A 21,906-nucleotide genomic window follows, 5' to 3' on the forward strand; every position below is an offset into this window, starting at 1 on the left:
AGGTAACGCATGATTATTACGGTAGGCCTATTGGCGGGGGCGATCGCCCTACTGGCGTGGGGACTGTACCGCAACCTGCCCTACGGCAAGCTGGGGATTGTGGCTTGGTTGCAAACCCTTGTCCTGATGCTCCCTTGGCTAGTGGTTTTTGGCAGCCTCAGCTTTGGGATTGTGATTAACTTTGCTGCCGTGCTCTTTGGGCTGGTGTTCTCGATTGTGGCCTATGTTGCCCTTGGCCGTTGGTTGCGATCGCTGGCGGCCACCGCCGAATTGCCCCTACCCTCTGCTCCCTCTGGCCGTTCGGAACTAGAGCAAGCCACCACAGAGCAGACGACCCCAGCCCAGCCTACTGCACGACCCAGCCTTCCCGCTGAAGACCTACAAGCCATTCAAAATATCTTTAGCGTTGATACCTACTTCGCCACCGACTACATTCCCTACAAAGGGGGCGTGATCTGCCCGGGGAATCTGCGGGGAGAGGCCAAAGTGGTGCATCAGCAACTCACTGAACGCCTACAGGCCGCCTTGCCCGATCGCTATCGCCTCTTTATGGTGGCCAATGGGGATGGCAAGCCGATGGTCGTGATTTTACCGATGACGACCGAACCGATTCGCGCGGGCAATCTTCAGAAGCTGGCAGCGGTTTTCTTGGCGGTGGCCACCCTTGGAACCTGTCTCGAGACCAGTGCCATCCTGCAGGGGTTTAGCTTACTGGGAAATCCAACCACTGGCCTCTTCCAGCGATCGCTCCCCTTTGCCTTGGGTCTCTTTGGCATTGCTGCTATACGGGAAGGGGGTCACTGGCTAATGGCCAACCGCTATCGAGCGCGCTTAGGGCCGCCCATTTTCTTACCCGCGTGGCAGTTGGGGACTTTTGGGGCCATGACCCGCATTGAATCCTTCCTTGCCAATCGCAGTCAACTCTTTGACATTGGTGCAGCGGGGGCGATCGCCGCCGGTAGTGTTTCGCTGCTGCTGTTGGCCATTGGCCTTGTTCTCTCGCCCACGAGTCAGGGGTTAGAGGTGCCGACCCTCTTTTTCCAAGGCTCGATTTTGGTGGGGACGATCGCCAAGCTCTTTTTGGGGCAGCAGTTGCAAAGTGAAGTGGTGATGGTGCATCCCTTTGTGATTCTGGGCTGGCTGGGCTTGATCATGACGGCCTTAAACTTGATGCCCGCAGGACAACTGGATGGGGGGCGGATTATTCAAGCCATTTACGGTACCAAAACCGCCAAACGACTGACGATTATGACCCTTGTGGTCTTGGGCTTGGTGGCGATCGTCAACCCCTTGGCCTTGTATTGGGCGTTGGTGATTCTGCTGTTGCAGCGGGATATGGATCAGCCCAGTCTCGATGAGATCACCGAACCCGATGATACCCGTGCTGGTCTTGGTCTGCTGCTATTGTTCCTGATGGCCGCTACCTTGATCCCGATGGCACCGGGGCTAGCGGGTCGCTTGGGAATTGGAGGCTAAATGCCCGATCCACTGCGGCAAATTTTGACGGCGATCGCCCAAGGGCAACTGAGCGTAGAGACCGCCTATCGCCAACTGCAACACCTGTCCTACGAACCCATTGGCGATTTTGCACGCATTGATCACCAAAGGCAGCAGCGCACTGGCTTTCCAGAGGTGATTTGGGGACCCGGCAAAACCCCGCAGCAGATTGCCGAGATTTTGGAGCGGATGCGTCCCCACTATCCCTGTGTAATGGCCACACGTATTTCTCCCGAGGTGTTTGAGGCCCTGCGATCGCGCGTTGGTGGACTGCACTATTTTGAAAAGGCACGGATTTGCAGTACAGCCCCCATTTTGCCGCCGCAGTTTCCCCTGCCGGTGGGCTTGGTCTGTGCGGGCACAGCGGATCTGCCCGTGGCCGAAGAGGCAGCAGTGACGTTGCAACTGTCAGGATTTGGGGTTGAGCGATTTTGGGATGTGGGGGTGGCGGGGATTCATCGGCTGTTGAGTGTGCGCGATCGCCTAGAGGAGATGGCCGTGCTCATTGTGGTTGCCGGCATGGAGGGGGCACTGCCCAGTGTGGTGGCGGGGCTAGTCTCAGTGCCCGTGATTGCTGTGCCCACCAGTATTGGCTATGGCGCGAACTTTGGCGGTTTGGCAGCGCTACTGACAATGCTCAACTCCTGTGCCCCCGGCATTGGTGTCGTCAATATTGACAATGGCTTTGGGGCGGCAATGCTGGCAGCCAAGATCTTGCGATCGCTCAGTCAACGGTTATAATGGTTATTTGTTCTTAATGTGTGATTGATCATCAGGTGACCTGTGGCTAACATCAAATCTGCCGCTAAACGTGCCCAAATTGCTGAGCGCAACCGTCTTCGCAACAAAGCCTATCGCTCGGCAGTGCGGACGCTGATTAAAAACTACTTGACGGCTATTAGTCAGTATGCTGCCGATCCCACTCCGGAAAAACTGGCGGAAGTCCAGCAGCGACTCAACTTGGCCTTTAGCAAAATTGACAAAGCCGTTAAGCGCGGTGTTCTCCATCGCAACACCGGTGCCCGTCGTAAAGCGCGGCTGACCCGTATCCTCAACAAAACGCTGCAACCGGCTGCCTAATCCCCATGTTGGTGGATACCCACGTCCATCTCAACTTTCCAGAGTACGCGCCCGATCTCGACTCAGTGGCTAAACGCTGGCGATCGGCGGGAGTGGTGCGGCTGGTTCACTCCTGCGTTGAACCCAGTGAATTTCCCACCATTCAGAGCCTTGCCGCGCAGTTTCCCGAACTCTTTATGGCAGTGGGTCTCCATCCCCTAGATACGGAGCAGTGGCAGCCGGATCTCAAGGAAAAAATTGCCCGCCTTGCCGCCAGTGATCCTAAAGTGGTGGCCATTGGCGAAACAGGTTTAGATTTTTACAAAGCCACGAATCGCGAAGAACAGGAAGCGGCCTTTTGGGCACAGTTGGAGGTTGCCCACAGCTTGAATCTGCCAGTGATTATCCACTGTCGGGAAGCAGCCGCTGCCGCGCGGGATTTGCTTCAACAGTTTGTTCGCGATCGCGGGCAGGTGCAAGGAGTGATGCACTGCTGGGGCGGTACCCCCGAAGAAACTGAGTGGTTTCTCGATCTGGGTCTTTTTATCAGCTTTAGCGGCACCGTCACGTTTAAGAACGCCAAACAAATTCATGCCTCGGCACAAATGGTTCCCAGCGATCGCCTACTGGTGGAAACGGATTGCCCCTTCCTTGCCCCTGTGCCCAAACGCGGCGAAAAACGCAATGAACCCAGCTATGTGCGCTTTGTGGCTGAAGCCGTCGCCCGTCTGCGACAATGTGACCTCTTGGAATTAGAACAGCAAACCACCCTCAACGCCTGTCAGCTCTTTCGCTTACCGCTGCCCGCTGAACTTGCCGCATAAATTTTTCAGGCATTGGGGCATTCACTGAGTCGAATCAACGTTAAAAAATCTAGCGCATTTGCGAGCCTAGCCATTTCAGCATCCTAGGATGGGGCTGTAGGCTAAAGACGGCTGTTTAGGATGTGTCCTTAATTAGCAAATGCTTTTAGTAACCTGTGGACTCTTTTGAATGCCGTTGGCACTTTACTTTGATCTATTGATCTTAAGTTGATTTTCCTGATACTCATGCTGACTTGACGAGGATACTGTATGGTTAGCTCTCCTCCCCGTCCCACCGAACTCACCGCTGATATTCATGCCTTTGGGCCGGCTCGCGCCACGATTCAAGGACAGCCCTTGAGTGATAGTGAAGTTGAGGCCATGGATGCCTTCTTCCGTGCCTGTAACTATCTGGCCGTGGGCATGATCTATTTGCTCGATAACCCCCTACTCAAGGAACCCCTCAAGCCTGAACACATCAAAAAACGCCTCCTTGGTCACTGGGGATCGAGTCCAGGTCTGTCCTTTTGCTACCTTCACCTCAATCGCATTATTAAAAAGTACCAACAGGAGGTGATTTTCCTAGCGGGTCCCGGTCATGGGGCACCGGGGGTCTTGGCACCTGTTTACCTTGAAGGCAGTTACACCGAGATTTACCACAACATTAGTGAGGATGCCCACGGCCTCAAAAAATTCTTCAAGCAGTTCTCCTTCCCCGGTGGCATTGGGAGCCACTGCACCCCAGAAACGCCCGGCTCGATACACGAAGGGGGAGAATTGGGCTATGTCCTCTCCCATGCCTGTGGTGCTGCCTTTGACAATCCTGATTTAATTGTGGCGGCAGTGGTTGGCGATGGGGAAGCAGAAACGGGGCCTTTGGCCACCTCATGGCACATCAATAAATTCCTCAACCCGGCGCGCGATGGGGCAGTCTTGCCGATTCTCAACTTGAATGGCTACAAGATTAACAACCCGACGATTTTGGCACGGATTCCCCATCAGGATTTGGAAAACTTCTTCCGGGGCCTAGGGTATGAACCCTGCTTTGTGGAAGGTTCCGATCGCCCCTCAATGCACCAAGCAATGGCCGCCACCCTCGACTACTGCGTGACTAAAATTAAGGAGATTCAACGAGCAGCTCGGGAAGAGGGCGTCACCACCTTGCCCCGTTGGCCGATGATTGTGCTGCGCACCCCCAAAGGGTGGACAGGCCCCGCGGAAGTGAATGGCCACAAAGTGGAAGGCTTCTGGCGAGCACACCAAGTGCCCATGGCCGATGTCCACACCAACCCTGAAAACCTTAAGCTCCTTGAAAATTGGCTGCGCAGCTACCGCCCCGAAGAACTCTTTGATGAGAATGGCACATTTCGTCCTGAACTCAAGGCCTTGGCGCCAACCGGCAACTACCGTATGGGCATGAATCCCCACGCCAATGGTGGGCTATTGCGCAAGGATTTGAAAATGCCCGACTTTCGGCAGTACGGCATTACGTTTGAGAAACCCGCCCAAATTGAGGTGGAAAATACCCGTCCCCTTGGGGTCTTCCTGCGGGATGTGATGCGCAATAACATGACCAATTTCCGTGTCTTTGGTCCCGATGAAAATACCTCAAATAAACTCAATGCCATTTACGAGGTCAGCAAGAAACTCTGGATTGCGGAATACTTTGAGGAGGACGCCGATGGCGGTGAATTGTCCCCCAATGGTCGCGTCATTGAAATGCTCAGCGAGCACACCATGGAGGGGATGCTGGAGGGCTACCTGCTGACGGGTCGCCATGGCTTCTTCTCCACCTATGAGTCCTTTGTCCATGTGATTGACTCGATGTTTAACCAACACGCCAAATGGTTGAGCATCTGCAATGAACTCTCGTGGCGGGCGGATGTGGCCTCATTGAACTTGCTGATTACGTCCACGGTGTGGCGGCAGGATCACAATGGCTTTACCCACCAAGATCCGGGATTTTTGGATATTGTCTGCAACAAGAGTGCGAAGGTTACGCGCATTTACTTACCGCCTGATGTGAACTCACTGCTGTCGGTGGCGGATCACTGCCTGCGCAGCAAAAATTATGTGAATGTGATTGTCTCCGACAAGCAGTTGCACTTGCAGTACCTGACAATGGATCAGGCAATTATCCACTGCACCAAGGGAGTCGGCATTTGGGATTGGGCCAGCAATGATCAAGGCTGTGAACCGGATCTGGTGATGGCCAGTGCGGGGGATATTCCTACCCAAGAGGCGTTGGCGGCGATCGCCCTCCTGCGGCAGGAGTTTCCAGAGCTGAAGATTCGCTATATCAATGTGGTGGATCTCTTTAAGCTGCAACCGGAAACCGAACACCCCCACGGCCTCAGCGATCGCGACTTTGATAGTCTCTTTACCCTCGATCGCCCGATTATCTTTAACTTCCATGGTTATCCGTGGTTGATCCACCGTCTCACGTACCGCCGTCACAATCACCGTAATTTGCACGTGCGCGGCTACAAAGAAAAGGGCAACATTAACACCCCCCTTGAGTTGGCCATCAATAATGAGATTGATCGCTTTAGTCTTGCCATTGATGCCATTGATCGCCTCCCCGGTCTTCAAGTGGCGGGTGCCCATGCCAAGGAGAAATTCCGCAACATGCAAATTGAAGCCCGCAACTACGCCTACGAGTACGGTGTGGACAAGCCGGAGTTTAGCCACTGGACTTGGCCATTTTAGCTTGATCCTCTAGGTTGATGTTCTGCCCCTCTCTTCGCTTATCGGCAAGGGAGGGGTTCTTCTTGGCGCACGGGCACTTGGTGCTGATGGAGATAGTCCTTGATCTGGGCGATCGTCAGTTGGCCATAGTGTAGGAGCGAAGCCAACAGTGCCGCCTCTGCTTTCCCTTCCACAAGAGCCGCGCGAATATGCTCACAGGTACCTGCCCCCCCAGAGGCAATCACAGGAATCTCCACCCGCTCAGCGATCGCCCGCGTCAATTCGAGGTCGTAGCCCGCCTGTGTCCCATCGGCATCCATACTGGTCACCAGCAGTTCGCCCGCACCCCGTTTAGCCATTTCCACCGCCCATTCAATCGCATCTAGCCCCGTAGCTTCCCGTCCGCCGCGCACATAGACTTGCCAACGGGGGTTTTTAGGATCCCAATGGGGTTCGCGCCGCGCATCAATGGCGACAACAATACATTGGGCACCAAAGCGATCGCTGGCCTGATTCACGAGATCGGGTTGCCGCACTGCCGCCGAATTCAGGCTGACTTTATCTGCCCCGGCGCGCAATAGGTCTTTGATCATCGTCAGGGACTGAATCCCGCCCCCCACCGTCAGGGGAATGAACACCTGATCCGCGGTGCGATAGACGACATCAATAATAATGTTCCGCTCTTCATGGGTGGCCGTAATATCGAGAAACACCAGCTCATCCGCACCCGCTGCATTGTAGGCTTGAGCCAGTTCAACCGGATCGCCGGCATCGCGCAGGTTGACAAAGTTCACGCCCTTGACGACGCGACCCGCCTTCACATCCAGACAGGGCAAAATTCGTTTGGCAAGCATTTAGCCTCCTTGGGACTACTGCACAGTGACACGGCGACCCCCGCCACTGACAAAGATAATGGCGCGACCCTCCGCCATCGGTTCCCAACCGACATCAAAGCCACTGCGCCAAGCCACCGCACGGGCTGCCCGGAAACAATCAAAGCTATCGGGACGCACAAAAAAGACAAGGGAATAGCGGCTGGGGGAGAGGCGATCAATGGTACGCCGAAAGTTGGACGCGGGTTTTTCCAGCGTGCTAAAGGATTCGCCACCGCTGCGATCGCGGAGTTCAAAAAGGGTTTGCAAAATTGGTTGCCCTTGGCTGTGCACCAAACTCAAGCGCACATCGTAGTGGCGGGTACGGTGGCGAAAGGACTCTAGTTGTTGCTGAATTTGGTGGGGATCTGCAAAGGGATTTTCTGTAATGCGCCGCAGGTGGCGATCGATGGCCTCACTGGCTTGATCCTCCTCAAGGGGCAGGGCGCGATTTTCACGACACTCAAAGAAATACACCTGCTTGCGGGTTTCGCGGGCAATGGGCGTGCGCACAAGAGCAGGAGACACTGCTGCTGTCAAGCTGGCAAAGAGGCAGACAAAGATCATCACCCCCACGGTATTGGTGAGGACATCGAGGAACGAGTCCAGATTTTGACTGGGGGCTTGGACTTGGGGACGGCAGCGCGATCGCTTCATGAAGCGGCAGTACGGAGACTTCTTCTAGGTTATCGGAATTCTTGACCTCTGGTCTTAGCGCATCTGATAGAGTGGCAATTGAATAGCCTCAGTGATCAATTCCTCAACTCCCCCTGCCTATGGCAATGCTAAAAACCCGTCCCCCTCGTCCCCTCACCTACCAAGCCTACGATCGTGTGGTTGGCAAACAGGGTCGGGTCTTGGTGTTGCTCTCGATCATGACCATATTTTTGCTGGGGGGCATTGGTGCCCGCTTGGGGTATCTGCAAATTGTTGAGGGCGATCGCAACCGCCAGATGGCCGATGAAAACCGCATTCGCCTAATTCCCAAACCGCCGGAGCGGGGGAAGATTTTGGATCGCAAAGGGCGGATCCTCGCGGGAAATAAGTTCTCCTACTCGGTATTTCTCTGGCCCCTTGCGGCGAAAAAGCCCGAATGGCCGCAGACGGTGAACATTCTCTCGCGGGTGCTCAATATCCCTGCCAGTGAGATCGAAGCGCGGGTCAAACAAGCAGGGGTGAATTCTCCTTCGTTGATTCGCATTGCCCAAGGGATTAGCCAAGCGCAAATTGTTGCCCTTGAAGAACACCGCAATTTCCTGACGGGGGTCGAAATTGACCGCGAGGCCATGCGCTTTTATCCCCACGGCGAAACGGCAGCTCACATCATTGGCTACATCGGCGAACTGAATGAGGAGGAACTAGCAGCACGCCGGGATCAGGGCTACCGCCTTGGCGATGTCATGGGCAAAATGGGCGTCGAAGCCACCTATGAAAAGGTACTACGGGGGACATGGGGCGGTCAGCAGGTGGAGGTGGATGGTCAAGGTAAAGTGATTCGCATTCTAGGCCAAAAGGTGGCTCGACCGGGAAATGACATCACGCTGTCAGTGGATTTGGACTTGCAAAAAGCGGCGGAAGCAGCCCTAGGGAGTCGGCCGGGGGCGATCGTGGCCATGGATCCCCGCGATGGTTCGATTCTTGCCCTTGCCAGCTATCCTGCCTTTGACCCCAATTGGTTTGCCCGCCGCATGACCCAAGCCCAGTGGGACGAGCTACAACGGCGGCAATTTCCCTTTGTCAACCGTGCCCTCCAAGGGTTCCCTCCCGCGAGTACGTTCAAAATCGTAACGACGGTGGCGGGTCTGGAGTCTGGGAAGTTTAGCCCTGATACGGTACTGATGACCTATCCTGCCCTCTACACAGGGGGCTTTGCCTTCCACGATTGGAACCGGGCGGGCTTTGGCCCTCTGGGCTTTGCCGGTGCCATGGCATGGAGTAGTAACACCTTTTTTGGTCAAGTGGCGCGCCGCATTGGACCTGAAACCCTGATTCATTGGGCGCATCGCTTTGGCATGGGGTCTAAAACCGGCATTGACTTACCCGGTGAAGCTCCCGGATTTGTGCCAACCCCCCAGTGGAAGCAAGAAACCTTTGGCGAGGGGTGGTACGACGGCGATTCCTTGATTACCGCCATTGGTCAAGGGGCCTTGCAGGTGAGTCCGCTTCAAGCCGCGGTCATGTTTGCAGTGCCCGCCAATGGGGGCTATAAAGTGCGGCCGCACCTAATTGCTTCAGACCATCCCGATCGCTGGCGACAATCATTGAACTTAAAGCCCTCTACCATTCAAGTGCTGCGCCAAGGGTTACGGCAGGTGGTGACCAGTGGTACAGGGGCTGCCCTGAATGTTCCTGAGGTTGCGATCGCCGGCAAAAGTGGTACCGGGGAAGACCCACCTCGCCCTAACCACACTTGGTTTGGTGCCTATGCCCCTGCAGACAAACCGGAAATTGTGGTCGTCGCCTTTGCCGAAAACTCTGGTGGTGGGGGTGGGTCTGTGGCAGGTCCGATGGTGCTCAAAGTGATTCAGACCTATATGAAAATTCGCGATCGCTAGCCCCTTGCGGCCAAGCAGATTGTCATTCCCCAAGGTTGCGCCTAGAATTTGAAGGAATGCGTGTGATGGGGTGAACCATGATCGAGCAGCGCGTCCTTGCCCTTGGGCTGACAATAGGTCTCTTGACAACCGCCTTGGGGACTCGCCAGAGTGTTGCTGAAACGATTCTTGCTGAACCAGAAGCGGCTGCACCGATCCTTGTCAATCCTGTTCAACCGGTGGACAGTGAGCCTCTTGTTTTCTCCACAGACCCCGTGGATCCACCTCCCGGCAGCGAACCCCTTGAAAACCTGAAGCCTGCCCGCTCTATCCCCGTGGTGATCCAAGAACGCTCGACAGGCTGTCAAGCGATCGTTAGCGAGGGCGTTCCCCCCAACATTTGCCAAGCCCAAGGTGCTCCACACCCCCTAGTGACCCCCACGGCTACATCACCTTCTGCTCCAGCTTCCCATCGCCCCTTGGTGGCTGCAAACCCAAGAAATTTTGTGCCATCTGCCCAAACGGCTGCGCCGGCCTATGTACGCCAGCCCTTTCCGGGACCGAATCCCTTGCGTTGGCTAAAGGTCAACAATGGCCAAATGCTCTTTCCCTTGCCGTTTCCGGTGCCCATTACCTCAACTTTTGGCTGGCGCATCCATCCCATTTTTGGCGATCGCCGCTTCCATTCGGGAACCGATTTGGGCGCTCCTGAAGGGACACCCGTGTTGGCAGTTTTTGATGGTCGTGTGGTTGAGTCGAACTGGCTGGGGGGCTATGGCCTCACCGTCATTTTGCAACACCTGCCAGAACAGCACCAAACCCTCTATGCCCACCTCTCACAGCTTTTTGTCAATCCCGGTCAATGGGTGAAGCAGGGGGATGTTATTGGCCTTGTCGGCAGTACTGGCAACTCCACAGGTCCGCACCTGCATTTTGAAATCCATGAGATGACGGCTCAGGGGTTGATTCCCGTTGCCCCCGAAGCGCGGTTAGAATTGGCCTTAGCACAGTTAAAGCAGGCGATCGCCCAAGCGCGTCAGCAATCGAATCGCAGTTAGTAGGATACCGATGGTTATTGCGACTTCCCCTCACACCGATAATCCCCTCTTGCGGGGCGATGGTTTTCCCCCCTTTGATCAGATTGAGGTGAGCCATGTTGAGCCAGCCGTGCGCCAACTGTTGCAGGAACTCACCCAAGAATTAGAGACCCTCGAGCAATCCTTCACGCCCACGTGGGAAGGGCTAGTGGAACCCCTCGAACGTTTGAGCGATCGCCTCGGTTGGACATGGGGCATTGTCAGTCATCTCACCGGCGTCAAAAATAGTCCCGAATTGCGTCAAGCCTACGAAGCCGTTCAACCCCAAGTAGTGGAGTTTTACACCCGTTTGGGTCAATCGCGCCCCCTCTATGAAGGCTTTAAGGCACTGGCTGCCAGTCCTGAGTTCCAAACCTTTTCCCCTGCGCGTAAACGCATTGTCGAAGCCGCCATTCGCAACGCCGAACACAGTGGTGTCAGCCTAACGGGTGCTGCCAAGGAACGCTTTAATGCCATTCAACTGGAATTGGCCGAGCTATCCACCCAGTTTTCCAATAACCTTTTGGATGCCACCAAGGCCTTTCGCCTCAAGCTCACCCAACCCGATGAAGTGGCTGGACTTCCCCCCAGCCTACTGGCGCTGGCTGCCCAAACCGCTCGCCAAGATGGCATTGAGACCGCCACCCCCGAAACAGGGCCATGGCACATTACCCTCGACTTCCCCAGCTTTGGCCCCTTTATGCAGCACAGCCAACGGCGGGATTTGCGGGAGCAGCTCTATCGCGCCTACATTTCCCGTGCCAGCAGTGGTGAGTGGGATAACCGTCCCATTCTTGAGCGCATCCTTGCCCTGCGGGTCGAAGAGGCACAGCTTTTGGGATTCAACACCTATGCTGAACTCAGCCTTGCCAGCAAAATGGCCGATAGTGTGGCCAGTGTGGAAAAGCTCCTCGAGGAACTGCGGCAAGTCAGCTATCGTGCGGCGGCGCAAGAACTGGAAGAACTGAAAGCCTTTGCTGCTGCCCAAGGGGCACCCGAAGCCACCGATCTGCAGCACTGGGATATTCCCTATTGGGCTGAACGGCAGCGGGAGGCGCTCTTTGACTTCAATGATGAGGAACTGCGTCCCTACTTTCCTCTCCCCCAAGTGCTGGAGGGCTTATTTGGCCTAGTGAAGCGACTGTTTGGGGTGACGGTGGTGCCTGCGGATGGTCAAGTACCCGTTTGGCATCCTGATGTGCACTTTTTTGCCATCCTCGATGAAAATCATCTGACGATCGCCCACTTTTACCTTGACCCCTACAGCCGTCCTGCCGAAAAACGCAGTGGGGCATGGATGGACGATTGCCTTGGCCGTGCCAAATATCGCATTCAGGGGGAATGGCGCACCCGCTTACCCGTTGCCTACTTGGTCTGCAATCAAACCCCCCCAGTGGATGGCAAGCCCAGCCTGATGACCTTTAGCGAAGTGGAAACCCTCTTCCATGAGTTTGGGCATGGTTTGCACCACATGCTGACGCGGGTGGATGAAGCGGGGGCAGCGGGCATCAACAATGTGGAGTGGGATGCCGTCGAACTTCCCAGTCAATTTATGGAAAACTGGTGCTACCATCGGCCAACGCTCTTTGGCATGGCACGCCACTATGAAACGGGGGAACCCCTGCCAGAACACTACTATGAAAAACTGGTTGCTGCCCGTACCTATCGCGCAGGCAGTGCCCTATTGCGGCAGTTGCACTTTAGTTTGTTAGATTTAGAACTGCACCATCGCTATCAACCGGGGCAAGGAGAAACCCCCCAACAGGTGCGCGATCGCCTAGCGCAGACAACAACCATTTTGCCCCCCTTGCCCGAGGATGCCTTTCTCTGTAGTTTTGGCCACATTTTTGCTGGGGGGTATGCTGCGGGTTACTACAGCTATCTGTGGGCAGAAGTTCTCAGTGCCGATGCCTTTGCCGCCTTTGAGGAAGCAGGCCTAGACAACGAGCAAGCCATTGCTGAAATGGGACGACGCTATCGCGAAACCGTGCTTGCCCTTGGCGGCAGCCAACCCCCGATGGAGATCTTCAAAGCCTTCCGCGGCCGTGAACCCATTACTGAACCTCTACTACGGCACCGAGGATTGTTGTCGAAAACTTAGTTTGCCACTTACGGAGCCTTAGGCAGGCGATCGCCCCGCGTTTGATCCAGCCACTCAAAAATCCGATCCAACTGCTCCAAGGTAATGAAGCCATACTGCCAAAGAATAATCGGCAAAGATCCGCGCTGCTGTTGCCACTGACGCAAAGCCATCGCAATACTCTCTGGCGGCAGTGCCAGTTCCTGTTCAAGGTATTGCAGTAGTTGAGGAGAGTAGGGCATCGCACGTGAGGAGTGACTGATGAGGCAGGGACAACAAAACTTTTAGACTTGCAGTATAGCAATGGGATTCTCAGGATAGGGTGAGTTTAACAAAAGCTGCATATTATCTGAGAAGACGCCGAGGCTGATTGCAATGTTTCGCAGCATACCCTTAAGATAATTAAAAAAGATGCCCTATTTGTAAATTTTTATTACGATGCTTCAACAAGTTCGGCGCTGGTTTCGCCAAATTGGTTTAGTGATGGTGCTTGTGAGCTTCTGCTGGTTGGGAGCGATCGCCCCTGCCCACAGCTTCAACAATCCAGAGTTGTTGCCCGCGGAGCCAACCAATGTCGTTGACTTAGCGCAGATTCTGACACCCGTTCAAAAGGAACGCCTTGACAGCGAACTGGCAGAATTTGAAGCACAGACGGGCTGGAAGTTGCGCGTCCTCACCCAGTACGATCGCACCCCCGGCCTAGCAGTGCGGGATTTTTGGGACTTAGACGATCGCAGTATTCTGCTGGTGGCCGATACGCGCGGCGGCAATCTTTTGAACTTCAATGTTGGTGACACCGCCTACCGCGTCCTCCAGCGCACCTTTTGGGTTGAGTTGCAAACCCGCTTTGGCAATCAATACTTTGTCCGTGACAACGGCGAAGATCAGGCCATCCTGCAATCGCTTCATGCCATTGAAACCTGCCTTGCCCAAGGGGGGTGCCGTGCCGTACCGGGATTACCCCAAGAGCAATGGCTTCTCACCCTTGCCACCTCCATCTTTGGCGGCATCATTTTGGGCTTTGTGGCTCGTCCCCGCCGTGCGGATCAAAAAGTGGCTTGGACGTGGATTCTCCTCTTTTCGCCCCTGTGGGGGATGCTTTTCTTTGCCTTTGGCCTTGGTCCTGTTCTAGTGCGCACCCAAGAATGGCTACCCGTTCTGCGCAATGTTGCTGGTTTTGCCTTGGGTGCCATTGTTGCCTTTTTAATTCCTGCCCCCAGTGGGCCGCCGCCAGTGCTTGAGGAATAGGCACCTTGCAGACCCTTGATCAGAAAATCGCGTAGGATTGGGGTTAACTACACTACACCCTTGGTTGGGGAACCCGTCCCGTGCTATGAATAGTCATCATTCCTCGCGTCACATTGTCGGCATTGTCAAAGGCCCCGGAGACAGCGGTAGCGAGTACGTCTTTATTACTGCCGATGCCCAGCCTGTGCGAATGGGTGAATTTGTCTATTATGAGTTGAGCCATTCCCCAAGTGTGGCCTCAAACTCCCATGCTGCTGCTGTTCACCAAGTCTTGGGCAAGATTACTGGCTGCCGTCTGATTGAGCATCTACCGGATCGGATGTTTGCTGATCACGAACTGAATCCCGGTGCGGTGGCTGCCCTGATTGGTTTTACCTGTGAACCGGCGGAACTCTACGAAATGACCGTAGAAGTGATGGGGGAATTTCATGAGGTCTTTGGCTTTAATAATTTGCGGCGGCTTCCCCTGCCGGGTGCCAAGGTCTATTTAGCTGACGATGCGCTGTTGCGGCATGTCCTCAATAAGAAAAAGCCAGAGGAGGTGGGGGCTGCCCATATCGGTTCACTGTTGTTGCGGCAGGAGGGTGCTGTGCCCATTGCCCTCGATGTCAAGGAACTGGTGAGTACGCATGTGGCCATTCTAGCCGGCACAGGTTCCGGGAAATCCTATACCGCAGGGGTTTTGGTGGAGGAATTGCTGTCGCCGAAAAATCGCGCCGCAGTGCTGATCCTCGACCCCCATGGTGAATACCACACGCTGGCGCAGCTGAGGGGACACCCCGCTTTTCAAGGGGCGGATGGCTATCAACCCCAAGTGAGAATTATTACGCCCCAAGAGGTCAAAATTCGTGTTTCTTCCCTAGAGTTTTACGATATTCTGACGCTGCTCCCCCCGATGAGCGATCGCCAGCAGGCCATTCTCAAAAAAGCCTATGACGAAGTACGCGGTCGTTTCAAAGATGGCCGTTGGAGTACCGAAGACTTGATTGCAGCGGTCTATGCTGTGGATCGCGTTGAGGATGAAGAGGGCAATGTCAAGCAGGGTTCCTCGGCTGATGCCTTGGCTTGGAAGCTGGAAAAAATGCAGCGCTCTGACTATTTCCATGCCTACAAGCATTTGCCCCCCTGCGAGTTGTTTGCCCCCGGCCAAGTCACCATCCTGCAAATGAATGAGATTCCCCTTGAGGAGCAGCAGGTGATTGCCACGGCAATTTTGCGCCAAACCAACCATGCCCGCATGAATACCCAAAAAGACCGTGTCTTTGAGGGGGATGAGCAGTACCTCCCCTACCCGGTGTTCATCTTAATTGAGGAGGCGCACCGCTTTGCCCCCGCCCATGAACCTTCCCAATGTAAGCAGGTACTGCGCACGATTCTCAGTGAGGGCCGTAAATTTGGCCTTGGGGTAGGCCTGATTACCCAGCGTCCTGGCAAACTGGATAGCGATGTGCTCTCCCAGTGTATGAGCCAGTTTATGCTGCGGATTGTCAACCCTGTCGATCAAGAGAGCCTCAAACATGGGGTGGAGGCCGCTGGCCGAGATCTGCTCAAGGAACTCCCTGCCCTGAGTAAGGGGCAAGTGATTATTGCGGGTGCCTGTGTGAATACGCCTGTCCTCTGTCGCGTGCGGCAACGCTTAACAACTCATGGGGGTGACACGCTGGATGCCCCTGCCCTGTGGCAAGAGTATTTTGCCCACCACAAACAGTTGGATCGCATGGTGGCAATGGCAGGCCCGGCACCCCGTTCTAAACCGCGAACCATTGGCCGGCGATCGCTTGAATAATTAGCCGTTGTCAACTCCAAAAAAATGCGCTAGCTTAGGAGTAGCTCTATTCAAGGGGCTGAAACGGCTTCGACGTCCTAGTGAAAGTTGGGCTGTGATGCAGGTCGAGAGTGGGCTATCTCTCGTTAATCCAGAGTCCAAACCAAAAGTAACTGCGAACAACATCGTTCCTTTCGCTCGTAAAGCTGCTGCCGTAGCCTAAGACCTCTAAACAGGTTCGAGCACTCGTTGTCCGACTCCGTTAAGGGCAGCGGGTTGACCCCAACGGATGCGCTAGGCAGTTCTCTCTGGTGGGCTGTTTAGCAAAGACTCTACCAGAGCATCCTACTGTTCGGGATAAGGAACAGTTCCCGCCTGAGGGTCAGAAAGGCTAAACCTGTGAAGGAGCAGTCGATGAATAGCTAGGGCGGACACGGGTTCGACTCCCGTCAGCTCCATCATCTTCCATGCAAAAAGTTCAAAATGCCTTGGGCGATCGCCCGTGCCATCTGCGTCCGCCATGCAGGATTTTGAAAGTTTGCGGCATCCTCTGCGCCCGTGACAAATCCTGTCTCGACAAGGGCAGAATCCATTGACGTATTGCGAATCACATAGAATCGTGCCGCCCTCACCCCGCGATCGCGAATGTTCAAGGAATTGAGAATACTATTGTGAATGGCAGATGCCAAACGACTGGAGCGTCCGGGGGCATAGTAGGTTTCTAAACCATTGACATCGGGGCGAGCCAGACTAATAGCATTGGCGTGAATACTCACAAAGGCATTTGCCCGTGCCCGTTCCGCAATGGCGACCCGAGGAGCCAAGTCTAAGTCAATGTCTGTGGTGCGGGTCAGAATCACCTGTACCCCCTGCTGCTGCAAAAATTGGGAAACTTGCAGGCTGATATCGAGAACAATATCCTTTTCACGAATACCGCCAATGCCAATGGCACCGGGATCGCGTCCGCCATGTCCGGGATCAATGACCACCACAAACCGGCCGCGGGGGACGGGCTGATTGGGGGGCTGAGGGGTTGCTGTGGGGGGAACATCAATTGGGGTGGGCGTACTGCTCGGAGGGTCATTTGCTCCCTGAATTTGCACCACAAACGCTTCAGCTGACAGGGGACGAGGGCCAAGGATGCGAAAGTTGGGCGCTGGGGTGAGCAGAATCGAGACGGTTTGGTTATCCTCTTGACGAAATTCAATGTTGCTTAAGGGACTACCGGTAACTAGGCGGGGTTCGCGCAGATCACTGCCCAACTGTGCTTGCCGTAGGCGAATGCGATAGCGATTGCCTTCCCAGCCCACGTTATAGAAAAGGGTGCGATCGCCCTGAATCAGCAACTCTCGTCCCCCCAAGTCAACGCGCTGAATCGTTGTGACAGGAGTTTGAGCACTGGCTGCAGGAATCACACTAGGGCGTTGGGACGGTGGCGGAGGTGGGGGTGTAATGGCCGTGGTTGAAGGCACAATCACAAAGCCATCATTACGGGGCGTCACTTGCCAATCGGCATCTTGAGGGTCAATGTCGAGGGTAATTTGGACTTGGCGATTGCTCTGAGTCCGTACCTCTGCCCGGACACGATCCCGACCAAAGCGGCGCAGTTCCAAGCGCCGCGGACTAAAGTTGCGAATCAATTCACTATTGCTGAGGAGAATTTCAATGCGATCGCGCCGAGGGCGCCGAATAGTGTAGCTTCCTTCGGGCAGGGGGCGATCGGCTAGCACTAGAAAACCTGTGGCATCTGCCCGCCAACTTCGCACTTGCAGCGGCCCTGTGGGCGTTACGGGAGGAGCAGAAGGAGGAGACGGTGGGGGTGGCGGCGGTAGCGAAACTGTTTGCTGCTGGGGGGTAGGCAGTTGCACCAACCAGTTATTAGCCGTGACTCCCCGAAAGCGCACCTGCTGCGGCTCAATTGTAAAACCAGCCGCATATTCCACCACAATCCGCGTCGTTTGGGGGTCAAACTGAGCAACCCGCACTTGGCGAATGGCACCACTGTAGTTTTGACTGATCTGGGGGCTACCGAGAACGACACCCGGCAAGTCAATGACAAGGCGGGTCGGGTTATAGACCAACTCAGCACGGGGCTGAACAGCGCGTTCGGTGCGAATTTCTAGTTGATTGGTGGCGGGGTTGAGTCGCCACAATTGTAGGCGGCTGGCTGAAGCAGGCTGAGCCATGACCAGTGCAGCGGCAGGTGCCCATAGCAAACTCACTACAGCTCGAAATTGCCAAGAACGCCACGGTTGATCCATTCACGCTTCCTCCACCAGCGATGCACAATACACTGCCAAGTTGGCTAGCCAAGCCGCTCGCTCAAACGTGCTCAGCATACTTGATCGGGGACAGGTATGTGAACTGGCACACCCTACGATTTAGTTTTGCGCGATCGCCCTTCATCAGATTCAAATTTCAGCTTGGTTCAAGTCCACTTAGACGCACACGGGTGCCAATGAGTTCGCCGATTGCATGATCTAGCCCGTTTTGCCGTAGCTTTGCCCTAGGAAATATCTGCGGAATCCTCAATGCCCAGTGGCCCTACCCACGATCGCCTGACTTGGATCGGCATGCCCCTTGTGGGCTTCACCGCCAGTGCCCTCACCCGTGATTGGATCTGGGGGGCAATTGCCAGCAGTAGCTTTGGTATTGGCGGCTTTCTCCTCAGTCCAGACCTCGATACCCCCTCTTTACCCTACTACCGTTGGGGCTGGTTGCGGGCAATATGGCTACCCTACCAAAAAGCCTTTCACCATCGCTCCTTTTGGACCCATGGCCCAGTGGTGGGCACGGTGATTCGGTTGCTCTATCTCAGCTTTTGGTTGGGGTTAGGACTGGGTCTTGTGGCCGGGGTCGCCGCATTCACAGGCCACCTTTCCCTTGTGCAGGAATGGCTACATCGTTGGCCGGGAATTGACTGGCGCTGGGGAGTTGCGATCGCCCTTGGCCTAGAGCTATCGGCACTGCTTCATGTCACCAGCGATCTGGTGGTTTCTCGGTGGCGACGCTGGCACCGCTAATGGTGGTGCGTAGGGCAAGGCGGCGCACTAATGGAGCGATCGAGCCAACCCACTGCCTGTTGGAGATGCGCCAGTGCCTCAGCATCATTTTCCTTGAGGAGATAGACCAGAGCGGCAGCCGCCTGTTCGAGGGCGCGGGCACGGCGATTTCCTTTGAGGCGATGCCAATCTTGGGGAGCAATCCTAACCGCATCAAGGAGGGCAGTGGCTAGTTCTTCTGCACGGGGAGTCGTTTGCACCATGACTTAAACTTGATCTAAGGGGAGAACTATCCTCTAGTTTAAGCAGTGAGCAACTGCCCCTAAGGCCACAGGCACTGGAACTTTACCCTTGAATCATAGCGTCTAAGGTAAAGGCAGGTGCATCCCGCCAAGGAGAGATCGTGATGGTAGCAAAAGTCACCCGCTCCCGCCCCGCCTTGATTGTGCTGGCGGTTATTGGCCTTGCCTCGGCTGGCACAGCGGCATGGCTAACCTTGAGTCCCCCCCGGCAGGGAGATCCGGTTCCTAATCCGGCGGAAGTTGCCCAGCAGCAGGAAACTCAAATCTTTTGGGTCAAGAATGAAGGGGATAGCCTCGTTTTAGTGCCCTCTACGGTACGGATCAATACCCCGGCAAGGCGGCCAGAACTCTTTATTCAATCTCGTCTCGAGCGGCTTTTGGCGGGTCCTGCCAATCAAGATGTCACCACCAGCATTCCGGAAAATACCCGTGTCAATCGGGTAGAAGTCAAGGCCGATGGCATTCATGTGGATCTCTCTCCAGAGTTTACCAAAGGGGGGGGAAGTGCTTCGATGCAAGCACGCCTAGGACAGGTACTGTACACAGCAACAGTGAGTAATCCCAATGCGCCAGTTTGGATTTCCATTGGGGGTGAACCCCTGCGCGTCCTAGGGGGTGAGGGGCTAGAGGTGACGCAACCGATGACCCGGCAAGACTTTCAAACGGCCTTTGCCCTCCGCACCCAGTAGTGCCAAGCAAGTCCAAGAAGAATGAGACCACACCCCGACAGCCACACTTGGACTTCGACCCAAAAAGCCAGCCCTAGACAGCCGATTAAACCTGCAACCGCAAGCCAGCGGGGAAATTGTGGCTCCTTCAGTTGCAGTGTGGCAAGGTTGGTAATGGCGTAGTAAATCAGCACGCTAAAGGCACTAAAAGACCACGTAGTTTTTACATTGCCAATCAGGATCAAGAGGGCAATCCCCCCACTCACCGCAAGAATGGCAGCAACAGGTTGTTTTCCTTGGGCTGGAATCTGAGCCAAAATTGCCGGTAAATCTCGCCGTCGCGCCATTGCCAACACCACACGGGAGAGGCCGAGCAACAGATTGAGCAAAATCCCCACCATGGCCGCGATCGCCCCCAGCGTAATCAGAGGCGGCAGCCAAGAGACACCCAATTCACTGGCGACAATCTCTAAAGAGGCGGCCGTGGTCAACTTCCCAGAGCCATGACTCCCCAGAACAATCAAGGCAACACTGAAGTGGAGCAGAACAACAATACCAATGGCTAGGGCAATGGCTCGTGGAATGGTTCGCCGAGGAGTCTTGACCTCCTCTGCCAGCACAGCAATACGGGCATAGCCGGCATAGGCGACAAAGAGCAGTGCCGTTGCTTGGAGAAGATTCTTGAGCGAGAGTGGTTGCGATGCTGCCGACCAAAGTAGCCCTCCCTGTTGTTGGACGTGGCCAATGCCGACAAAGAGCAACAAACTGGTGAACGTGACTAGGAGAATCCCCAGATTCACTTGCACCGATCGCCGGATGCCCAAAAGCACCACACAGGTCAAGACCGCCAGTAGCCCCAGAGCAGCCATGATTTGCCAGCGCCCGCTATTGTCCTCTAGGCCGAGCCATTGGAAGAGATAGGCCATAGAGCCAAGGGCAGCAGTGGCTGCAGAAGCCGATTTGGCCAGTAAAAACATCCACCCCGCTGTAAAGCCGAAAGGGGGAGAAAGATAGCGATACCCATACTCGTAGGTGCCCCCACTCACAGGATGGGAGGCAGCCAATTGGGCACTACTGAGGCCATTACACAGCGCGATCGCGGCTGCTAGGATCAAGGCTATCAACACCCAAGGGCCAGCGAGGTCGGTGGCAATGCCTAAACTGACAAACAGACCCGTACCGATCATGGAACCTAGACCTGTTAAAGTGGCGCCCCACAGCCCCAATTCGCGTTTGAGCATTTTAGTCGAGTCGGTCTAGGAACGAACGCCTTCTAGCCTAGAGGATAGGGACGGCGATCGCTATAATTGGAGCAATTCTTAGCACGCGCGCAGGTATCAGGATCATGGCCAGTCCAGAACCCCCTAGCAACCAACCCGACGATCTCCTAGAAAACATCATTACTGATTTGGGTGAGTTGGACGAGCCTCCCGCACAGGATATTGATCTCAACTCCCTGACGGCTGAATTGGAGTCACTCACCCTTACCGCAGAACAGCGGGCGATCGCCCAAAACCAAGCCCTACAGGAGCAAATTAGCCAGCTCACCGCAGAACTGCACAACGTTCAACAGCAGCGAGATCAACTGAGCCAAGACCTTGCTCGCCTCCAGGAAGAAAATGCCACCTTGAGCGGCCTGCGGCAAAATCTTGAACAGGAACTGGCCCAGGCTCTCATTCAGCAAGATGAACTTCAGCAGCAACTGGTGACACTGCAACTGCAAGCCTCCCAGATTCAGGAACTGCAAAGTCAAGTGGCAACCCTGCAATCCCAAGTCTCACAAATTCAAGAACTTCAAGATCAACTTGCCTCACTGCAAACAGAAAAAACAGCTCTCGAACAACAACTTCAGGCGGTATTGGCTGCTTCACCACCCGCTCCTTTGGAGGATACCGCCCTTCTCGGTAATCCCCCAGACGCCGGCCTTGCCCAACAACTGGCGGAGATAACGCGGCAACTCACCCAAGTGGAAAGGGAGCGCGATCGCCTGCAAGAGGAACTTGCCCAAGCGCAAAATGAACTGCTCGGTCTGCAGCACGATTTAGAGGTGCTGCGCAACCAATCCGCAACCGTTGTCCCCACTGAACTCACCCTTGCTGCCCAAGAAAATCGCCAACTAAAGCGACAACAACGGCGGCGTGACACCGTGCTTTGGATCAGTGGCATTGCGGCAACGGTGGTTTCTGCTTTGAGCGTCAGCTTAAATCTGCCGCAGCCCATTGGCCGCATCATTCCCCCTGTCGCCGCTTTGGCAGTTCCTGTGATCACAACGCTGGTTGGTAGGGGTGGGTCAAGTGAAAAGACTGCTTAGG

Annotated in this window: 19 protein-coding genes and 1 other RNA gene; 14 read left to right on the plus strand and 6 right to left on the minus strand. The window is 55.2% G+C overall.

Translation table 11 applies throughout. From position 1 onward, the window contains the following. Positions 1–9 precede the first annotated feature (9 nt). From RHP47_RS10935 to RHP47_RS10955, 5 genes are all read left to right on the plus strand, one after another. Positions 10–1,476 carry a site-2 protease family protein gene (locus tag RHP47_RS10935; RefSeq protein WP_310840481.1) on the plus strand — a complete coding sequence of 489 codons (1,467 nt, stop codon included), beginning with the start codon at positions 10–12 and terminating at the stop codon, positions 1,474–1,476. Beyond that, complete coding sequence (gene larB, locus RHP47_RS10940) at positions 1,477–2,238, plus strand: nickel pincer cofactor biosynthesis protein LarB (protein WP_149820825.1); 762 nt, start codon at positions 1,477–1,479, stop codon at positions 2,236–2,238. Between the two features lie 42 nt (positions 2,239–2,280). Continuing rightward, the gene (gene rpsT / locus RHP47_RS10945; RefSeq protein WP_149820827.1) at positions 2,281–2,577 is read left to right on the plus strand and encodes a 30S ribosomal protein S20; all 297 of its coding nucleotides are present in this window, start codon (positions 2,281–2,283) and stop codon (positions 2,575–2,577) included. A gap of 5 nt (positions 2,578–2,582) precedes the next feature. Next, positions 2,583–3,380: a TatD family hydrolase gene (locus tag RHP47_RS10950; RefSeq protein ID WP_286625711.1), complete on the plus strand. Its 798-nt coding sequence runs from the start codon at positions 2,583–2,585 to the stop codon at positions 3,378–3,380. A 249-nt stretch (positions 3,381–3,629) separates the two neighbouring features. Next, positions 3,630–6,068, plus strand: coding sequence for a phosphoketolase (locus tag RHP47_RS10955; RefSeq protein WP_149820831.1), 2,439 nt, complete (start codon positions 3,630–3,632; stop codon positions 6,066–6,068). Between the two features lie 38 nt (positions 6,069–6,106). Here the strand turns inward: RHP47_RS10955 and hisF are convergent, their stop codons facing one another. Beyond that, entirely contained in the window at positions 6,107–6,901 is a 795-nt protein-coding gene (gene hisF / locus RHP47_RS10960) for an imidazole glycerol phosphate synthase subunit HisF (protein WP_149820833.1), read from the minus strand. A gap of 15 nt (positions 6,902–6,916) precedes the next feature. Continuing rightward, a complete protein-coding gene (locus RHP47_RS10965; protein ID WP_310840483.1) occupies positions 6,917–7,576 on the minus strand; it encodes a hypothetical protein in 660 nt (219 codons plus the stop codon). Positions 7,577–7,695: 119 nt separating this feature from the next. On the opposite strand from RHP47_RS10965, the gene mrdA reads away from it, so the two are divergent. The 3 genes from mrdA (at position 7,696) to RHP47_RS10980 (ending at position 12,630) form a co-directional block, all read left to right on the plus strand. Next, positions 7,696–9,474 (plus strand): penicillin-binding protein 2, encoded by a 1,779-nt coding sequence (gene mrdA, locus RHP47_RS10970; RefSeq protein ID WP_310840485.1) that lies wholly within the window; start codon positions 7,696–7,698, stop codon positions 9,472–9,474. Between the two features lie 77 nt (positions 9,475–9,551). Beyond that, complete coding sequence (locus tag RHP47_RS13145; protein ID WP_190278077.1) at positions 9,552–10,511, plus strand: M23 family metallopeptidase; 960 nt, start codon at positions 9,552–9,554, stop codon at positions 10,509–10,511. A 10-nt stretch (positions 10,512–10,521) separates the two neighbouring features. Beyond that, on the plus strand, positions 10,522–12,630 hold the full coding sequence (locus RHP47_RS10980) for a M3 family metallopeptidase (protein ID WP_149820839.1): 2,109 nt from the start codon (positions 10,522–10,524) through the stop codon (positions 12,628–12,630). A gap of 8 nt (positions 12,631–12,638) precedes the next feature. On the opposite strand, the gene RHP47_RS10985 is transcribed toward RHP47_RS10980, so the two are convergent. Continuing rightward, entirely contained in the window at positions 12,639–12,851 is a 213-nt protein-coding gene (locus tag RHP47_RS10985; RefSeq protein WP_149820841.1) for a DUF2949 domain-containing protein, read from the minus strand. 241 nt (positions 12,852–13,092) lie between these two features. Here RHP47_RS10985 and RHP47_RS10990 point away from each other — a divergent pair, with 241 nt between their 5' ends. The 3 genes from RHP47_RS10990 (at position 13,093) to ssrA (ending at position 16,083) form a co-directional block, all read left to right on the plus strand. Then, entirely contained in the window at positions 13,093–13,857 is a 765-nt protein-coding gene (locus RHP47_RS10990) for a TPM domain-containing protein (protein WP_399363249.1), read from the plus strand. A gap of 85 nt (positions 13,858–13,942) precedes the next feature. Beyond that, positions 13,943–15,643 carry a helicase HerA domain-containing protein gene (locus tag RHP47_RS10995; RefSeq protein WP_310840486.1) on the plus strand — a complete coding sequence of 567 codons (1,701 nt, stop codon included), beginning with the start codon at positions 13,943–13,945 and terminating at the stop codon, positions 15,641–15,643. A 54-nt stretch (positions 15,644–15,697) separates the two neighbouring features. Further along, positions 15,698–16,083, plus strand: a transfer-messenger RNA (tmRNA) gene (gene ssrA, locus RHP47_RS11000). Here the strand turns inward: ssrA and RHP47_RS11005 are convergent. Further along, entirely contained in the window at positions 16,081–17,883 is a 1,803-nt protein-coding gene (locus RHP47_RS11005; RefSeq protein ID WP_310840488.1) for an N-acetylmuramoyl-L-alanine amidase, read from the minus strand. The two genes, ssrA and RHP47_RS11005, sit on opposite strands and share 3 nt — an antisense overlap. A 270-nt stretch (positions 17,884–18,153) precedes the next feature. Between RHP47_RS11005 and RHP47_RS11010 the strand changes: the two genes are divergently transcribed. Further along, positions 18,154–18,645, plus strand: a complete 492-nt coding sequence (locus RHP47_RS11010; protein ID WP_302679494.1) for a metal-binding protein — start codon at positions 18,154–18,156, stop codon at positions 18,643–18,645. Here the strand turns inward: RHP47_RS11010 and RHP47_RS11015 are convergent. After that, a complete protein-coding gene (locus tag RHP47_RS11015) occupies positions 18,642–18,887 on the minus strand; it encodes a DUF6439 family protein (RefSeq protein WP_149820848.1) in 246 nt (81 codons plus the stop codon). The two genes, RHP47_RS11010 and RHP47_RS11015, sit on opposite strands and share 4 nt — an antisense overlap. 143 nt (positions 18,888–19,030) lie before the next feature. Between RHP47_RS11015 and RHP47_RS11020 the strand changes: the two genes are divergently transcribed. Beyond that, positions 19,031–19,615, plus strand: a complete 585-nt coding sequence (locus tag RHP47_RS11020; RefSeq protein ID WP_286668723.1) for a GerMN domain-containing protein — start codon at positions 19,031–19,033, stop codon at positions 19,613–19,615. On the opposite strand, the gene RHP47_RS11025 is transcribed toward RHP47_RS11020, so the two are convergent. Beyond that, complete coding sequence (locus tag RHP47_RS11025) at positions 19,585–20,835, minus strand: APC family permease (protein ID WP_310840489.1); 1,251 nt, start codon at positions 20,833–20,835, stop codon at positions 19,585–19,587. The two genes, RHP47_RS11020 and RHP47_RS11025, sit on opposite strands and share 31 nt — an antisense overlap. A gap of 104 nt (positions 20,836–20,939) precedes the next feature. On the opposite strand from RHP47_RS11025, the gene RHP47_RS11030 reads away from it, so the two are divergent. Continuing rightward, complete coding sequence (locus RHP47_RS11030; RefSeq protein ID WP_149820852.1) at positions 20,940–21,905, plus strand: hypothetical protein; 966 nt, start codon at positions 20,940–20,942, stop codon at positions 21,903–21,905. Position 21,906: the final 1 nt, after the last annotated feature.

Source organism: Thermosynechococcus sp. QKsg1, from assembly GCF_031586415.1.
Lineage (GTDB): Bacteria > Cyanobacteriota > Cyanobacteriia > Thermosynechococcales > Thermosynechococcaceae > Thermosynechococcus.

Excerpts from the sequence above, each read along its gene's own strand:
- RHP47_RS10935 (WP_310840481.1), top strand. The coding sequence starts at position 10 with ATGATTATTACGGTAGGCCTATTGGCGGGGGCGATCGCCCTACTGGCG.
- RHP47_RS11015 (WP_149820848.1), bottom strand. The coding sequence starts at position 18,887 with ATGGTGCAAACGACTCCCCGTGCAGAAGAACTAGCCACTGCCCTCCTT.
- RHP47_RS10950 (WP_286625711.1), top strand. The coding sequence starts at position 2,583 with ATGTTGGTGGATACCCACGTCCATCTCAACTTTCCAGAGTACGCGCCC.
- RHP47_RS10955 (WP_149820831.1), top strand. The coding sequence starts at position 3,630 with ATGGTTAGCTCTCCTCCCCGTCCCACCGAACTCACCGCTGATATTCAT.
- RHP47_RS10990 (WP_399363249.1), top strand. The coding sequence starts at position 13,093 with ATGGTGCTTGTGAGCTTCTGCTGGTTGGGAGCGATCGCCCCTGCCCAC.
- RHP47_RS10980 (WP_149820839.1), top strand. The coding sequence starts at position 10,522 with ATGGTTATTGCGACTTCCCCTCACACCGATAATCCCCTCTTGCGGGGC.
- RHP47_RS11010 (WP_302679494.1), top strand. The coding sequence starts at position 18,154 with ATGCCCAGTGGCCCTACCCACGATCGCCTGACTTGGATCGGCATGCCC.
- RHP47_RS10995 (WP_310840486.1), top strand. The coding sequence starts at position 13,943 with ATGAATAGTCATCATTCCTCGCGTCACATTGTCGGCATTGTCAAAGGC.
- RHP47_RS11030 (WP_149820852.1), top strand. The coding sequence starts at position 20,940 with ATGGCCAGTCCAGAACCCCCTAGCAACCAACCCGACGATCTCCTAGAA.
- larB (WP_149820825.1), top strand. The coding sequence starts at position 1,477 with ATGCCCGATCCACTGCGGCAAATTTTGACGGCGATCGCCCAAGGGCAA.
- RHP47_RS10985 (WP_149820841.1), bottom strand. The coding sequence starts at position 12,851 with ATGCCCTACTCTCCTCAACTACTGCAATACCTTGAACAGGAACTGGCA.
- hisF (WP_149820833.1), bottom strand. The coding sequence starts at position 6,901 with ATGCTTGCCAAACGAATTTTGCCCTGTCTGGATGTGAAGGCGGGTCGC.
- mrdA (WP_310840485.1), top strand. The coding sequence starts at position 7,696 with ATGGCAATGCTAAAAACCCGTCCCCCTCGTCCCCTCACCTACCAAGCC.
- RHP47_RS10965 (WP_310840483.1), bottom strand. The coding sequence starts at position 7,576 with ATGAAGCGATCGCGCTGCCGTCCCCAAGTCCAAGCCCCCAGTCAAAAT.
- RHP47_RS11005 (WP_310840488.1), bottom strand. The coding sequence starts at position 17,883 with ATGGATCAACCGTGGCGTTCTTGGCAATTTCGAGCTGTAGTGAGTTTG.
- RHP47_RS11025 (WP_310840489.1), bottom strand. The coding sequence starts at position 20,835 with ATGCTCAAACGCGAATTGGGGCTGTGGGGCGCCACTTTAACAGGTCTA.
- RHP47_RS11020 (WP_286668723.1), top strand. The coding sequence starts at position 19,031 with ATGGTAGCAAAAGTCACCCGCTCCCGCCCCGCCTTGATTGTGCTGGCG.
- RHP47_RS13145 (WP_190278077.1), top strand. The coding sequence starts at position 9,552 with ATGATCGAGCAGCGCGTCCTTGCCCTTGGGCTGACAATAGGTCTCTTG.